The following is a 17,283-nucleotide window of genomic DNA, read 5'->3' as shown; positions in this document are numbered from 1 at the left end:
TTTAAAGTTTACAAAAGTTCTGATAAAATATTAATGTTATCGGGTAGTCTACCTACATTTTGAAGTTTTAGAGCTGCCAATTTTAATGCAATTTGCAAGCATTCTTCAACAGGCTTTTCTTTTATATGGGCAAATAAAAAGCCAGACCAAAATGCATCGCCTGCCCCCGTAGCATCCATAACTACATCTATTTTAATAGCTGGTAATTCAATAATAGCTTTACCTTTTTGCGATAGTTTAACACCTTTACTTCCTAATGTTAAACAAACCGTATCAACCCCTTCGTTATGGAAAAATTCAAATATTTTGTCGTGTGGTAAATCTTCCTCAAAAAGCCTAGACATATCATCTTCGCTAACCTTTACCAAAGGATTATACTTGCAATATGCTTTAATTATATTAAGGGCTTCCTCTTGGCTACTCCAAAGTTTTTTAGCATAATTTACATCTATACTTAATTGACACCCCAAGTTAAATGCCTCTTTAGCTTTATTTAAAATGGTAGACTGTGCTGGTTTCTTACTTAATGCAAAACAGGTTGTATGATACACCTTTGTATTTGCAAGCATTTCTTTTGAAATTTGATCTTCGGTAATACAAGAATCTGCTTTTCTGAAAGGTATAAAATCTGGTGTACCGTCCGTTCTAGAAACAAAAATAACACTAGTAGGCTCGTTATCAATCATTTTAATATTTTCAACAACAACTCCAATTTCACTAAGTCTTTCAAAAATATATTCGCCAAAACCATCTTTACCAACGGTAGCTACCATTACAGATTTTAAACCTAATCTAGCAGAATTCATTGCTACATTTGCCGGCGAACCTCCCAAGTATCTATGATAATCTCTTGTATTATTGATTAGCACTTCTGTTTGATGTCCAATAAAATCTACAAGTACTTCGCCAACACATAGAATGTCTATGTTTTTCATAAAAAATAAATATTAAAAAATTTAGTGCGCAGATGATGGTGCTGTTAATATATCTCCTGAAAATTTCTTGGATTTAATAAACAGCGTTAAAATTGCGCTAATAATTAAAAGAACTCCTGCAAATGTTATTGCTAACCGCGGATCGTTATTTAAAAAATGTTTTAAAATGAAGCCAAATGATAGTGTTTGCAAAATCATTGGAACTACAATCATCATGTTAATAATACCCATATAAACGCCATAACGTTCTTTTGGAATTTCTGAAACCACCATTAAATAAGGTATTCCCATCATACTTGCCCAACCTATACCAAAACCGGTAATAGCGAAAAACAACAAGTTTTTGTTTTCAATATGCGGAAAGGCTAAAAATCCTATTGCCGCTATAAGCAAACAGAAAGCATGTACTTTTTTGGCACTATATTTTTTAGCAAACCCAACCAAAGCAAACGCTACTAAAAAGGTAACAACATTATACCAACCATTAACTAATCCGGTCCAACTTACTGCCTCGCTATACGCCTCGGTATTTTCGGGTGTGGCATTCCAAACTGAAAGCGCAACACTTTTTGACGAATTTTGCCAATAACAAAATAAGGCATACCATTGAAATAAATATACCAACGCTAATTGCCACATTACTTTAGGCATATCTTTAATGGCCGCAAAAATTTCTAGTAAAGGCCCGATAACACTTCGTTTTTCACTTTTAAGTTTTGCTAGTTCTGCTGCTGTAGGTGGAATTTCTTTAGTTTTACTAATACTCCACAAAATGGAAGCGATTGAACAAAAAGCCCCTAAGAAAAAGGATGCATAAACCCAGGTTGGCAATGAACCTGTCATGCCTATAAATATTAAAGGAAAAATAAATAATGATAAATTAGCTAAAACCTGCCCTAAGCCCGTAAAAAAGCTTTGCATTTGAAAACCTAAAGGCTGCTGCTCATCATCCAACTTATCTGCTATAAGCGCTCGGTAAGGCTCCATAGCGGTATTATTCCCTGCATCTAAAACCCACAATAAACCAGCTGCCATCCATAACGAACTACTAAACGGAAACGCTAGTAGCGTTAAACTACATAATATGGCACCTATTAAGAAAAAAGGCTTACGTCTTCCAAATTTTGGACTCCATGTTTTATCACTTAATGCTCCAATAATAGGTTGTACTAATAACCCTGTTACTGGACCAGCAAGATGTAAAATTGGAATTTGATCTGGACTTGCGCCTAAAAAATCGTAAATTGGTGTTACGGCACTTTGTTGCAAACCAAAACTATATTGAATTCCGAAAAACCCAACATTCATATTTAATATTTGCCAGAAACTTAATTTTGGTTTTTTAATTATCATAATAGTCTAGTTTTTAGCTGTGTTTAGTTTTTTAAGAAAACCTTCAAAATCAGCACCATTCATTATAAGTTTACCATACAAATCTACTACTGGTAACGACAAATTATCTAGTGAAACACCTGCTTTTTGTAGTTTAATAACCATTTCTCTTTGTTTTAAAAGGTTTACATCTACATCGTAATATGTAAAATCTATCTTTTTACTTTTTAAGTAAGCTTTAGTATCAATGCAATAATGACACGTGTCACTACCGTAAACAATTATTTTTTTAAAACTTTCTTTAGCTGTCAAGCTACTATTTATAACCGGTTCTGTATTTTGAGCCAAACCATCTTCTCCTAAAGTAAGCATTAATATTATTAAAAAAATAAAAGCTTTCATCTGTTTATATTTTTTGTTTTTGATTTGAATTATGAGAACATTCTTGTAATTAAACTTATATTCCTAACTGTTAATTATAAATCTTTTCATCATTTAAACTTTTAATAAAAAGAGTTGGAACTTAGAACAAACTCCAACTCTTTTATTAACAAACTCAAATCAAACTAAACTATATTTATTAAAATTTATATTGTAAAGATAATGTTGAAGAACGACCACTAATTGCTCTAGCTCTTACTAATCGATCATTACCAAAAGCACCATCACCATTTCCTTCAACTTCTGTAATACCAACAGTATCAAATAGATTATTTATACTTAACACTACCGAAAGTCCTTTTGTTAAACCAGCTCTTCCAATTAAATTGAAGTATGCATAAGCAGGCATTACTAAATCATTATCATCTTGAGCATAAGATTTTGAAGTACCTAATACACTTAATGCAACACTATGCGCTCTATCTGCACCAAAATTATAAGATGGAGATAAGTTATAAACTAAATCTGCTTGTCTTCTTGGAGTGTTTCCTTTGTTAGCACCACCATCAATTTCTGCTTTAGTCCAAGTAAAAGAACCATTAAAGTTGAAGTTTTCACCAAAAGCTAAGGCTGTTTCTGCTTCTAAACCTAAAGCTTTAAATGGATTTCCAACCGATCTGTTTAACTCATTACTTAAACCTTCATCAGTATTACTCATAAAACCTGTTAAGTTAAGAGTACCATTATTAAGTCTTTTCTTGAAACCAACTTCAAGTTGAGATAATTCATCATACTGAACATCTGCTAAACCATTAGTTCCATAATTATTTCTATCGGCTGCTCTCCCAGAAGCACCAGAACTATATCTTCCAAATACGGCTGCTCCATCATTTAATTTATAGTTAAGACCTAAAGAGTAAGAAACAAAATTATAATCATCATTTACAATTTGCCCAGCGTTTCCAATAATAACTGGCACACTTGTTTCAATACCTTCTATAGTACCATTTCCGTCATAATCATAACTATCTTGACTTGTTGGCCCTCCTTGTATGTTACCATTTACTTTTACATTTTCAAAACGCACACTACCGTCAAAATTCAATTTATCAGAAAGGTCAGCATCAATACCTACATAAGGAGAATTTACATTATGTACTGTATTGTATTTACGTTGACAACAGTTACCCCAAACAGGAGTACCATAAGAAAATTGACCATTTCTAGAGAATCCATCAAAATCTGCTAACCTTGCTTCTCCACCTCCCTTTACTTCAGAAAGGAAAGAATTCCATTGCCATCCAATTTTAGTATTTTGAGTTGCTGTAAATAAACCAGCAGTAACACCAACATTGTCACTAATTTTCTTACTTATTTTTACATCACCAAAGAAGTTACTTAAATCTTCTACTGAAACATCAAACATATGTATAATTTGTGCTAATCCATTTGATGGATTAAAAGCCTCTCTATCACCATCTGCATAAACTAAAGGCTCACTGCCTGCACCAGCAGCATCTCTAGCCGTAGTTTCAATTTCAGCAACGGTACCAACAGCAGAAGTAAATGGAGCAACCCATTGACCACTATTATTAGAATACCTTGCTTTACCAGTAAGCTTCCAATCTTTTGGTAAGCTAAAAGAAAACTCAGCACCTAATGCTTTTGAAATAGGGTTATTACCATTTCTAACATCATTAACATGTCTTTCACCACTAAAAGGAGATGTTCCTGCACTTTGTTGTAAGTAAGCAGAGTGTTGAGAATCTGAAGTAATATCAAAACCAGGTAAGTTAGAATATGTTGGATTTGAATTATCACCTTCCAGCCTCATAGGCATTGGTAAATACATTACAGATTTGTCGTTTAAAAACTTAATATACGTACGTACATATCCGTTTTTAAATGTTTTTGTAAGGTTGGCTTTAAATTGCCCTCCTTTATTTCCTTGGTATCCAATATCTCTTGGTCCTTCTCCAGTTCTCATAAATCCACCAATATGATAAGATAAACCATTTCCTATTGGCGTGCCATATTCAAAATCTAATCTGCTAGTTTGGTAATCTAAACCAAAAGTTGTTGCTAAAGAACCTCCTTCTACAGCACCCGTTTTACTAATCATATTAATAATACCTGCTGGACCATTTGAGGTTTGAGTAGATGCAGAACCACCTCTAATTGCTTCAACTCTACCTATATTAGAATCAATTCTTAAGAAGTTATCAGCGTTACCAAAAGAGGTGTCACCAAATAAATTTAATGGTAAACCATCTTCTTGAATTTGGAAGTACCTTGATCCACCAGAAGATACTGGCACACCACGTACATTAAAGTTAGCATTACCTTCACCTCCAGAAGATTCGGCACGTACACCAGGTATGTTTCTAAAAAGTTCACCAGCACTTCTTGGAGCTGCTTGCTCAATAAGTTTAATTCCCATTGTAGAAACAGATATACTAGATTCAATTCTAGATTTTGGGTTTACAACCCCAGTTACAATAATTTCATCCAATGATTGTGCATCTTCTTCCATTACGAAATCAACAACAACATCAGCACCATTTATTGTAACACTTCTTGAAGTTTTAGCATACCCAATAAAAGTTGCTAACAATGTGTAAGTACCATTTTCTAAATTACTAATAGAGTAATTTCCATCAAAATCTGTAACGGCTCCTTTAGTCGTTCCATCTACAATAACATTTACACCTGGTAAGGGTATACCTGTTTTGTCTTTTACATTTCCTGATATTGATTGAGCCACGGCATTACCCACCGAAAGCAGCAACAATAACAATAAAATTCCATTTTTTTTAATTGAATTCATTTGTCTTAATTTAGATTAATTGATAATTTATTTAGTTAATTTTTATCAAATCTATATTAATAAGCTATAAAATTTAAATTATTATCATCGAAAACGTTTTCGATTTATACGAAAACGTTTTCGATTTTGTTTTTTTGTAACTATATTTAGACTTCAAATTAATTCTTTTCTTGAAATTTCCATTACTAAAACACGATATCAAATAAAAGAATAAATGAATGCTATATGTACTCAAAAAAAATAATTAATACAAATACATGAAACCTGTTACCTTAAAAGAAATTGCTGAACAACTTAATATTTCTGTTACTACAGTATCGAAAGCCTTAAAAGATTATCCTGATGTTAGTAAAAAAACTAGAGGATTAGTGAGGGAATTAGCAAAAACACTAAATTACAAACCCAATACTTTTGCTGTAAACTTAAGAACTAAAGAATCTAAAACTATAGGCTTAGTAATTCCTGTAATTGTTCACCATTTTTTTTCAAGTGTTATTAAAGGTATTATTTCGCAAGCCGAAAAAAAAGGTTACTTGGTTATCATTCTTCAATCTAACGAATCTTATGAGTTAGAAAAAAAACAAATTGATTTATTATTGAGTCAACGTGTTGATGGTATTATAATTTCATTAGCAAATGGAACTGCAGACTTTAGCCATTTAAACGAAGTTATTTCTCAGAAGAAACCTTTAGTTATGTTTGATAAAATTGCCAAAATAGTAAAATGTTCAAAAGTTATAATTGATGATAGAAAAGCGGCTTACTTAGCAACACAACATTTGGTAGATATAGGTTGTAAACGTATTGCACATTTTAGAGGAGCACTTTTACCTCAAAATTCAATTGACAGATTTCTTGGTTATAAAAAAGCTTTGTTGGATAATAATTTACCCTATGACCCATCATTAGTTTATATCTGTGAATGTGGTGACATGAGTTTTGAAGAAGGAAAAAAAAATGCAAAACAACTACTAGAAGATCATGATGATGTAGACGGTATCTTTATCAATACCGATTTAGTTGCCATAGGCGCTATGACAGAGTTTAATAAACTAGGTGTTAAAATCCCTGAAGACATAAGTATTGTTGGGTTTAGTAATTGGTTTATGTCTTCTGTTATATCACCTACATTAACAACTATTGATCAACCGGGATTTAAAATGGGAAAAACGGCGTTTAAACAGCTATATAAAGAAATAAAGGCTATTAAAAATAATAAACCTAAAACACCTAAAATTATTACACTAGAAACAGCTTTGGTAAAACGAGAGTCTACAAAAAAATAGTTTGACTAATCTTTTAAAAAATTGATGTTTCTTTTTAAGCCTGAAAACTTAGTGCGTTTTACTGCTGAATTTTTGAAAACTTTTCTAAATGTGTCCTCCGTAATCTCTTCCCAGTCTTTTTTAGTCATAGATAAAAGTTCAGGATGTGGATTAAATAATGGTTCATTATGTGATTTAGAAAATCGATTCCAAGGGCACACATCTTGACACACATCGCAACCAAACATCCAATCGTCCATTTTATCTTTAAATTCTGTTGGAATATTTTCTTTTAATTCTATGGTAAAATAAGAAATACATTTACTGCCATTAACCACATAAGGTTCTGTTATGGCCTCTGTTGGGCAAGCATCAATACAAGCTGTACAGGTTCCGCAATGGTCTGTTGTTACAGAATCATATTCTAAATCTAAATCGATAATTAATTCGGCTATAAAATAAAAGGATCCTACTTGTTGGGTTAGCAAATTACTATGCTTACCAATCCATCCTAATCCGGATTTTGCGGCCCATGCTTTATCTAGAACCGGAGCTGAATCTACAAAAGCACGGCCATGTACGTCACCTATTTCTTCTTGAATAAAATGTAAAAGTGATTTAAGTTTATCTTTTATAACAAAGTGATAATCGGTTCCGTAAGCATATTTAGAGAGTTTAAAACTATTATCATTTTGTATATCTGCAGGAAAATAATTTAATAATAAAGACACTACGCTTTTTGAACCTTCAACCAACTTAGTAGGATCTAAGCGTTTATCAAAATGGTTTTCCATATAATGCATTTCTCCATGCGCGTTATTTTTAAGCCATTTTTCTAACCGAGGGGCTTCTTCTTCTAAAAATTGTGCTTTACTAATACCACAAGATAAAAATCCGAGGCGTTTGGCTTCGGATTTTATTAGTTTTGCGTATTGCTGTTTTTTATCCACAGCACTAAAATAAAACAAAGAAATTTAGCGCAAGTTAATTTGGTTTAATATTCTGATTGACATGAAAGAAATTAGTAGGGTCGTACTTAGTTTTCACTTTAACCAACCTTTCGTAATTTCCTTTATAAGCGGCCTTGATGCGCTCTTGACCTTCATTCATCATAAAGTTTACATAAGCACCTCCCATCGCATGAGGTGTTATATCATCAAAATAATTTTTACACCAATTTGTTACTTTATCAGCATTTTTTGGATCTGGATCTACACCAACAATAACTTGTGCCCATCGTGCCTCTCGATTAGACCATGCTGTTTCATTGTTTGAAACATCATGGCAAGCGCCATCAACGGGGTAAAAATGTGTAGTGGAGTGCATGGTTGGAATTTTTGAACCATGATCAATATTTGTTTTAATACATTCAGGCGTTAACTCCTTAATATAATGTGCTCTCCAATACCATTGCATTCCTGGTGGATATAAAGCATCAAACATACCATTTAATGCGGGCATTGGAATTTCACCTACAAAATCAAGAATTGGTGGCCCAAACTCTCGAATGGGCTTGAAAACTTCATCAGCTTTCTCAATAGGTCCAGTATAGTTCCAAACTACACCACAAACATTTTTATTCCATAAATGTTCCGGAAAAGGTTCAGCAGGAGGTACAATTAAAAAGGCAAAAAAACCGTATAAGTCATTTGAAGCGTTTTTTGTCAAATTATCATAGAACATCATAGCCTCTTTGGCTTTTTCAATAGGCCAAAACATGGGGCCAGCATATACATTTTTGATTTCTATCAGCTTAAATTTAAATGATATTACTACACCAAAATTTCCGCCACCTCCTCGCAGTGCCCAAAATAGGTCAGTATTCTCATCCTTATTTGCAGTTACAAGTTCTCCTGAGGCCAGAACTACTTTACATTCTAATAAATTATCAATTGTCAATCCACCCTTTCTACTCAAGTAACCTATACCGCCTCCAAGTGTAATACCTCCAATTCCTGTTGTACCAATAATACCACTCGGTAGCGCTAGCCCATATTCATGTGTTGCCGCATCAACATCATTTAATGTATTTCCAGATTGAATTATGGCCGTTTTGGCTACTGCATCGATAGATATATTCTTCATTCCTGAAAGATCAATGACTAAACCGTTTTCGACCAATGCCAAACCAGCACCGTTATGGCCACCGCTTCTTATCGATACCTCGAGATTATTTTTTTTAGCATACTTTATTGCATTTTTAATATCATCTGAATTTTGACACTTTACCATAATGGCAGGTCGTTTATCAATCATACTATTATAGATTGATCTGACTTCGTCGTAATTAGAATCATTGGGCAAGATAATTGTGCCTTTAATTACATTTTTTAGTTGTTTGATAGCTTGCTCCATGACTTTGGTTGTGTTTAATTAATAAATTAGTTTTTGTGTAAAATGGTCTAAAATCTCACATTACTAAATTACTGATTGAACACAAACCTGATTGGATATAAATCGTTCAAAAGCTAATAGTTTTGATTCATTTCCAAAGAAGAATTACTTCACTTATAAAATAGTTAAACTATTTTTGAAGGTGCAAAACCATATTTTTCAGAGAAACACTTTGAAAAATAGGCAGGATTGCCATAACCTACCTCATAGGCAACCTCAGAGATATTTAAATTTTCGCCTTTAAGCAGAAACAATGCTTTGCGCATTTTTAAATCGTGAATAAAATTTTGGGGAGACCGTCCTGAAATCGACTTTATTCTTCTATAAAGTTGAGGTCTGCTAACACCAATTTCTTCACTCAATGATTTTACCGAAAACTTTTCATCAGACATATTCGTTTCAGTATATCTGCAGAAGTTTTCAATAAATTTCTGTTGTTTTATATTTATGACTTTCACAAAAGTGTTCTTCTTACTAATTTGTTGCAAGTCACTTAAATTATTTACATCCTGTGATACTACAATTTCCTTATTTGATGCCATTAAACTTAGCCATTTAGCAAAATCTATGGTGTCTGAAAACAAAGTATCAGACATGGTAACAGGTTGCCCTTTACAGAGCCCCATTTTATAGTCAATATCCCACTCCTTAGATTTCGTTTTACTATTAAAAACTTCTTGGACTCTTAACGCACACTCCAATGCATCGTTTGGTGTTTTGAAAACAGCAAGAATACTATCATCTTTAAGGTTCTTTATTTCTTTCCCGGAGTGGTCAGCAATTAATTTTCTAGCCTCATATCGTGGTTTTTCAGGAAAAATAAATTGTGTAAGATTACTATGGTCCAGCAATGCTGTTTTAGCAATAATATCCAAAACGAAAATATAACGGAATCCAGAATCAACTTTACCTTCTTTATTATAAACCACACCGTGTTGTACCTTTTGATTTTTTCCCAAGAACAAATCAACCATTCCTATTTCAACTTCAATCATATTACAAGCGACGTTGCCATGAGCTTCATTATGAACGTCAGCACATGCTTCCGGACTGGGCCCTTCCATTAAACAAAACACGGTTCCGGCTTCTTCGTTAACCCAAAATTGATGGTACTTTACTTTAAACTTGTCTTGCGTTTTGAGGTCGGCAATGTGCGCTTTTTTCACATCCTCTACGGTCACTCCAGGGAAAACATGAAAATCCATGTAAATAGGCATAACACTAAAGTTTTAGAATAGTTAGGCTATTAATCTATTGCTAAGAGAATTTTAAAGGTACAAAAAAAAATGATGGAAACGATTTTGCTCAAAACAAACCACCTTGAACAGGTCCTTTGGTTTTTCCTAAGTGTTTGTATGCTTGCTCTGTAACTTCACGTCCACGGGGTGTTCGCATAATAAAACCTTGTTGAATTAAAAAAGGCTCGTAAACCTCCTCAATGGTTTCTGGACTTTCACTTACTGCTGTTGCTATGGTTGAAATGCCAACAGGACCACCTTTAAATTTTTCTATAATGGTTATTAAAATTTTATTATCCATTTCATCTAACCCATGAGCGTCAACATTTAAAGCCTCTAAAGCGTATTTTGCAATTTTAATATCGATACTTCCATTCCCTTTTATTTGAGCAAAATCTCTAACACGTCTTAATAACGCATTTGCAATACGCGGTGTACCACGACTACGTCCTGCAATTTCAATAGCTGCTTCCATTGATATGGGTACATCTAAAATAGTGGCACTACGTTGAACTATTGTTGTTAGTAAATCTGTTTTATAATATTGAAGTCTACTTTGTATGCCAAAACGTGCACGCATTGGCGATGTTAATAATCCTGAACGTGTTGTAGCACCAATTAAAGTAAAAGGATTTAAGTTGATTTGAACAGTTCTTGCATTAGGTCCTGTTTCAATCATGATGTCTATCTTATAATCTTCCATTGCAGAGTATAAGTATTCTTCAACTATAGGACTTAATCGATGAATTTCATCTATAAATAATACATCGCGTTCATCAAGATTAGTAAGTAAGCCTGCTAAATCTCCAGGTTTATCTAATACAGGTCCTGAAGTTACTTTAATACCAACTTCTAATTCGTTGGCTAAAATATGCGCCAAAGTTGTTTTTCCCAATCCTGGAGGGCCATGAAATAATGTATGGTCTAAGGCTTCGGTTCTTAAATTGGCCGCTTGAACAAAGATTTGCAGATTTTCCAATACTTGATCCTGTCCTGTAAAATCATCAAATGATAAGGGTCTTAATTTCTTTTCTACATCTAATTCTTCTGGAGAAAAATTATCGTCTGTTGGATCTAGGTTTTCGTTCATATTAACTTTCTGCAAAGGCAGCAATCTCTTTATTTATTTAATAAGTAATTACAAAAGTGGGTTCCTGTTTGAGCAGCAACTATCATTCATTATAGATTTATATTGATAAAAAATGATATGATTTCAAAATAAATAATACGACAAATGTTAACCCTGAACTTATGGCAACTAAACCTTCCCAATAATATATATTCCATCGTCCATGATATTTTTTTTTATCACTTTTAAAATACTTATAAATTACTTTATTCAGAAAATAAGTTATAATTAAAAATATACATATTGTTAAAATCCAAAACTTAATCATCTTCTTAAGGTTTTATTTATCAATATTAAAAATACGCAAACTTCTTTATGTATGCCAAATATAAACAAAAAGCCTTTCCAATTAAGAAAGGCTTTTCAAATATTCAATTGACTGCTTTACGCAAGTTATTTTAGAATAGTAAATTCACAACGTCTGTTTATATCGTATTCTCTATCTTCACAAATACCCTCTTTAACACATTGGTTTAATGGTTGCATTTCCCCATATCCAATACTTTTTAATCGGTTTCTTTGAATACCTTGACTCACTATATACTCTAGCGTTGAAGCGGCTCGTTTTTTAGATAAATTTAAATTATATTCATCTGGTCCGCGAGCATCTGTATGTGCAGAAACTTCAACTTCCATAGATGGATATTTCTTCATTAAATCTACCAAAACGTTTAAGGTTGTAGCTGCATCTTCACGAATAATAGCTTCATCAAAATCAAAATAAATTTTATCTAATTTAACTTGAACATCTCCTTTGTCATTTTCCTTAACACGCTCTTCAGCATCAGCAAAAGATTCTAAAGACAAATATATATCATGTTGTACTTTTCCTTTACTATCTGTTGAGAACTCTACATCTTGTGGAATGTAAGCTTTTCTGGTTCCACGAACTTTATATTTTTTATTAGGTTCTATTTTGAAAATATAATACGCATTGTCTCCAACAATGGTATCTTGTATTACCGTATCAGATTCATCAAACAATGTTACTAAAGATCCTGCTAATAATTCTTTGCTATTTAAGTCTTGTACAATACCCTCAACTTGATACATAGTAAGTGGGTTTTGTTCTCTAGAGAAGCCAAACAATCTGTCGTATCCTGTTCGGTTAGAAGATACGTAGCCTTTATTATTCTTTTCTCTAATTACATAAGCAAAATCGTCTACATTACTGTTTATAGTACTTCCTAAGTTAACAGGCTTATCGAATGTTTCGTTTACCATGTTACTTCTAAATACATCTAACCCACCATAACCTTGATGACCTATTGATGAAAAATACAATACATTAAACTCACTTATAAATGGAAATTGTTCTCTGTGTTTTGTATTTATTGTATCTCCTAAGTTTTCTGGCTCTCCGTAAGTACCATCGTCATTAATTGCTACTTTATAAATATCGAAACTCCCGTAAGTTCCTGGCATATCACTAGCAAAATAAAGTGTTTTTTCATCTTTACTTAAAGCAGGATGCTCGGTACTATAGGCATTTGATGTAAAAGGTAATGCTTTTACATTTGTCCACACGCCATTTACTAATTCTGCTTTATATATTTTAATATGTGCAATACGAATTTCATCAGTTTTTTTACGAGTTTCGTTAGTTCTATTAAAATACATGGTTTTACCATCTTTGGTAATTATCGCACTACTTTCATGTGAACTTGTATTGATTGCCTCAGAAAATGGTTGAATATCTTCTAAAACATTTTGACTTGTTATTGTTGCATTATATAAGTCTAGATACGGTAAATTATTCCATGAATAAGCTGGGTTTTCAGAATTTCTTGCAGATGCAAACGCAACTTTATCTTCACCATAAAAAGATAAACCAAAATCACTACTAGAATTTTTATTTTCTATTTGTTTTAGCTTAAATGTATGTGGTGTTGTTTTATCTGTTTGTTCAATAAAAGCAAGAGTATTAATAGGCTTGTTATAATACATTCTTAAATGCTTATCGGCTTCTTTGTACTCTTTTACACCTTTTAATGATTGCGCAAATCTGAAATGATAATCAATATCAATTGAATCTCCATATTCTACAAAAAGCTCTCTGTATGTCTTAATAGCTTTTTGAAGACTAGAATTGTAATAATAACTATCTGCTAAATTTTGGAGTACTTCTTGGTTACGCTCCTTAGTTTCATAAATTTCAGCAGCATCTTTATAAGCTCTCATTTCAAAAAGCTTATTTACCCGTTTTAAATTTTTCTTTTGTGCATGAGCCATTCCACTAACTAATAAAAGGCCTGCAAGTATGTATATATATTTTTTCATGTTTTCCTAGTATTAAATGTTAGAAGAATCTTGGTGAACGATCGTACCCATTTTTAAATCCGAATAAATCAACATCAAACAAAATGAATATTTCATGTGATCCTGAGTTGAAATCTCCTAAGTTAGTAGTTGTGTAATCGTAAGCATACCCTATTCTTAATTCTGGTGTTATCCTAAAATTGACTAAAGCACTTATAGCATCATCTAATCGGTAGCCTAAACCGGCTTCTAATTTCTCGTTAATTAACACATTAGCTGTGAAATCTATAGCTAAGGGTGCTCCTTTTACACCTCTAGCCATAAAGGCAGGCTTTAATTTCACATTCTTATCAATATCGAAAACATAACCACCAGTTAAAAAATAATGTACATTTTGAACACCAGTTGCTTTAATTCCGTTTTCATTTTCAAGATGTTTTGTTGATAGCATATTTGGTGCTGATAAACCTAAGTAATAATTTTCTGTGAAGAAAAAAGCACCAATTCCTAAGTTAGGAAATGCTCTACTAATGTTTTCATCAAATGCTTGATCTGTACTACTCCCTCCTGATTGTAATTGAAATCCGTTAAAATTAGTATCAAAAAGTGTTACTCCGGCTTTTACCCCAAAAGATATTTTACTTTCTAAACCTACTGGTAACACATAGGCGAAATCTGCAAATATGTTATTTTCGTTTACAACATCACCTATATTATCGTTAGTAAAAGAGATTCCCATCTCAATTTTGTCGTTAATTGGTGTATGGGCAAAAAAGCTTCCTGTTTTTGGAGCACCTTCAATACCTACCCATTGTGTTCTATACAAGCCTCCTAAATTTAATATACCTTCTTCTGCAGTTGCATAAGCTGGGTTAATAACACTCATGTTGTACATGTACTGAGTGAATTGAGGATCTTGTTGAGCGTTACCTTGAAAAGACAGTATAATTATACCTAACAAAGCAGCTATTTTATGATATATATTTAAATGTTTCATGTTCTTAAATTTTGCTTTATATATAAATTATCTGCTTAAGTATAAGCGTCCTTGTTCTGGTTTATTTTCTCCATCGTTAAAATTGAAAATATAGAAATATACTCCAACAGGTAAATCACCTTTTGATACGATACGGCCTTGATTAGAGGTTCCATCAAATCTTGGTGTATTAGCGTTGCCTTTGTATACAATATTTCCATTTCTATTATAAATCTCCATTTCGTAATTTGGATATAAAATGGCTAGGTTATCAATATCAAACGTATCGTTAGTTCCGTCTCCATTTGGAGAAAAGCCATCAGGAATAATTAATTTACCACAAGCTGTTAAATCTGGTATAACTTCTAATCTCACACTACTTTCACAACTTGTAACTTGGTCTACCAATGCTACATAATAAGTTGTATTGGTTAATAGAGTCGTATTTGAAATAGCAGAACCGCCAGTTAACGTATCATACCATCTTAAATTATCTAACCCACTATCGTATTCAATAATATTGGCTGATAATGTACTTATTGTTGGATTATCATTTATACAATATTCTATAGTTATATCTGCTAAAGTTGGTGTTGGTACATTATAAACAGTTACGTTAATTTGTACTGCTATTGATGACTCACATCCACCACTACTTTGAGTTGCATAATAATCTTCACCGTCTACTAAATCATCAGTAAGCAATACTGGAATAGTTAAAGCAGCATCTTCATACCAATTAAGAGTACCTGTTGGTCGAACACTAGTTGATAAATCTGCAACTGTTGGGTTATTTACTAAACAGAATTCTGGATCTGGATCTAGAACAATTACTGCTGGTGTATCATTAACAGTTACTGAAATCTCTGCTGTTGAATCTGGCGAGCATGGCGCCATTGCCGTTACTGTATAAATATAATTTCCAGAATCATCTACTGCAGGATCAAACATATTGGTTCCGCTTGTTAAAGCTGGTGACCAAGTTCCTCCGCTTTGAGCCCCTGTTCCTAATAACGTAAATAAATCAATTGGATCATCACCTGCACAAATAGTAAGTGTATTATCTGTACCTGCATTTGGAGCAAGAGTAACAGTTACTTCAACTTCATTTGTATAAGTTCCACAACTATTTGTTAAGGTATAAGTATAAGTACCGTCGTTATCTACCAAAGGATCAAAAACTCCTGTGGTACTAGTTAATGCCGGTGACCATGTACCTCCTGTATCTGCACCACCTAGTAGCGAGAATAAATCTACATTACCTTCATTGCTACACATATCTTGAGTAGGATTAATATTTGAACCTGCATTTAATGGTGCTTCAATAGTAATTGTTATCGTTTCACTATCATCTAAACAAGGTGCAGAAGCTGTTACTAAATATGTAAAATTGTAAGTTCCTGCTGTTACTCCTGTAGCATCAAATATATTACCTGTTAAACTGCCAGCACCATCATCATTTTGCCAAGTACCTCCTGTATCTTGGCTTCCATCAAGCCCTGAAAATAAATCAATATTATTATTATCATTACATGATACAATTGCTGTTGTATTTGGTGCACCTGCATTAGGTGATTGATAAATAGTTGCTGTTACTGCTGTTCTAATTGAAGACTCACAACCTGTTATGGCATCTGTTTGAGAAGCATAATAAATTTGAGCATCAACCAAGTCGATTGTATCTGCAAGAAGATTACCTCCCATTGCAGCATCATACCATTGAACGGTTGTTCCTGTTGCAACCAAATCTGAAATTGTTGCAGTATCACAAAATTCTTGTACTGCCAAAGCTGTTGGTGCTGGTGTATCATTAATAATAATACTTACTGTTACATTAACATCATCACAAGCTCCAATTGCTTCTACATCAAATGTAAAATTATATGTTCCTGCCAAGAGCCCATCAAGCGTTACTAAATTATCACTTAAAGCTCCTGAAGCATTATCATCACTCCATGTACCTGTTTGGTCTTCATCTGTTAGCAAATCAAATAAATTATATGTTTGATTTGTAGTTATTTCTGCAATACAAAACTCTTCTGGAGTATTTGCTGTTCCCGATTCGGGTGCATCTACAACAATAATTGTAACTGTTGAACTGTTTGTACAACTGTTTGCGTCTGTTATTGTATATGTAAAATTATAAGTACCAATTGTTAATTGTGTTAAATCAACTTCACTAACTGTTAAAGCTCCAGATGCATTATCATCTGTCCATGTTCCTCCTGTATCTTCACCTGTTAGTTGACCATATAAGTCTAATGGAGAACTTGCCGTTAAATCATTTTCACAAAAAGTTTCTGGCATTGGTGTTCCTGTAACTGGTAATGCATTAATTGTTATTTGAACTGTTACTAATTCATCATCACAGCTATCAATGGCATCTACATCATAAGTGAAATTATATGTCCCAGGGGTTAATCCTGATAAATCTGTTGGATTGGTTATTGATGTTCCTGTATTATCCATCCCTTCAAACCAAGTTCCTGTTTGATCTTCGCCTTCTAATAAATCAAATAAATTATAACTTGATGGTGCAGAACCTTC

General features: G+C 33.0%; 12 protein-coding genes. 1 reads left to right on the top strand and 11 read right to left on the bottom strand.

The genetic code is table 11. The annotated features are described in order from the left end of the window. Positions 1–8: 8 nt before the first annotated feature. From Q0842_RS11725 to Q0842_RS11710, 4 genes are all read right to left on the bottom strand, one after another. A complete protein-coding gene (locus tag Q0842_RS11725; RefSeq protein ID WP_298498258.1) occupies positions 9–935 on the bottom strand; it encodes a carbohydrate kinase in 927 nt (308 codons plus the stop codon). A gap of 21 nt (positions 936–956) precedes the next feature. Beyond that, complete coding sequence (locus Q0842_RS11720) at positions 957–2,288, bottom strand: MFS transporter (protein WP_298498256.1); 1,332 nt, start codon at positions 2,286–2,288, stop codon at positions 957–959. 6 nt (positions 2,289–2,294) lie between these two features. Next, entirely contained in the window at positions 2,295–2,669 is a 375-nt protein-coding gene (locus tag Q0842_RS11715; RefSeq protein ID WP_298498253.1) for a glutaredoxin family protein, read from the bottom strand. A 178-nt stretch (positions 2,670–2,847) separates the two neighbouring features. After that, positions 2,848–5,475, bottom strand: a complete 2,628-nt coding sequence (locus Q0842_RS11710) for a TonB-dependent receptor (protein ID WP_298498251.1) — start codon at positions 5,473–5,475, stop codon at positions 2,848–2,850. 257 nt (positions 5,476–5,732) lie between these two features. Between Q0842_RS11710 and Q0842_RS11705 the strand changes: the two genes are divergently transcribed. Then, a complete protein-coding gene (locus Q0842_RS11705) occupies positions 5,733–6,761 on the top strand; it encodes a LacI family DNA-binding transcriptional regulator (RefSeq protein ID WP_298498249.1) in 1,029 nt (342 codons plus the stop codon). Between the two features lie 5 nt (positions 6,762–6,766). On the opposite strand, the gene queG is transcribed toward Q0842_RS11705, so the two are convergent. The 7 genes from queG to Q0842_RS11670 all read right to left on the bottom strand — a co-directional run. Beyond that, positions 6,767–7,690, bottom strand: a complete 924-nt coding sequence (gene queG / locus Q0842_RS11700) for a tRNA epoxyqueuosine(34) reductase QueG (protein ID WP_298498246.1) — start codon at positions 7,688–7,690, stop codon at positions 6,767–6,769. Between the two features lie 34 nt (positions 7,691–7,724). Next, positions 7,725–9,095, bottom strand: coding sequence for an FAD-binding oxidoreductase (locus tag Q0842_RS11695; protein ID WP_298498244.1), 1,371 nt, complete (start codon positions 9,093–9,095; stop codon positions 7,725–7,727). Positions 9,096–9,259: 164 nt separating this feature from the next. Then, positions 9,260–10,351 carry a nickel-binding protein gene (locus Q0842_RS11690; RefSeq protein ID WP_298498243.1) on the bottom strand — a complete coding sequence of 364 codons (1,092 nt, stop codon included), beginning with the start codon at positions 10,349–10,351 and terminating at the stop codon, positions 9,260–9,262. A gap of 88 nt (positions 10,352–10,439) precedes the next feature. After that, on the bottom strand, positions 10,440–11,462 hold the full coding sequence (gene ruvB, locus Q0842_RS11685; protein WP_298498242.1) for a Holliday junction branch migration DNA helicase RuvB: 1,023 nt from the start codon (positions 11,460–11,462) through the stop codon (positions 10,440–10,442). Between the two features lie 432 nt (positions 11,463–11,894). Then, positions 11,895–13,781 (bottom strand): OmpA family protein, encoded by a 1,887-nt coding sequence (locus Q0842_RS11680; protein ID WP_298498241.1) that lies wholly within the window; start codon positions 13,779–13,781, stop codon positions 11,895–11,897. Positions 13,782–13,800: 19 nt separating this feature from the next. Further along, the gene (locus tag Q0842_RS11675) at positions 13,801–14,757 is read right to left on the bottom strand and encodes a type IX secretion system membrane protein PorP/SprF (RefSeq protein ID WP_298498239.1); all 957 of its coding nucleotides are present in this window, start codon (positions 14,755–14,757) and stop codon (positions 13,801–13,803) included. Between the two features lie 27 nt (positions 14,758–14,784). Further along, positions 14,785–17,283: gliding motility-associated C-terminal domain-containing protein (locus Q0842_RS11670; protein ID WP_298498237.1), on the bottom strand; the 2,499-nt coding region annotated here is incomplete at its 5' end.

The sequence above is a fragment of the uncultured Algibacter sp. genome, assembly GCF_947495675.1.
Classification (GTDB): Bacteria; Bacteroidota; Bacteroidia; order Flavobacteriales; family Flavobacteriaceae; genus Algibacter_B.
This window is presented reverse-complemented; position numbering and strand designations above follow the sequence as displayed.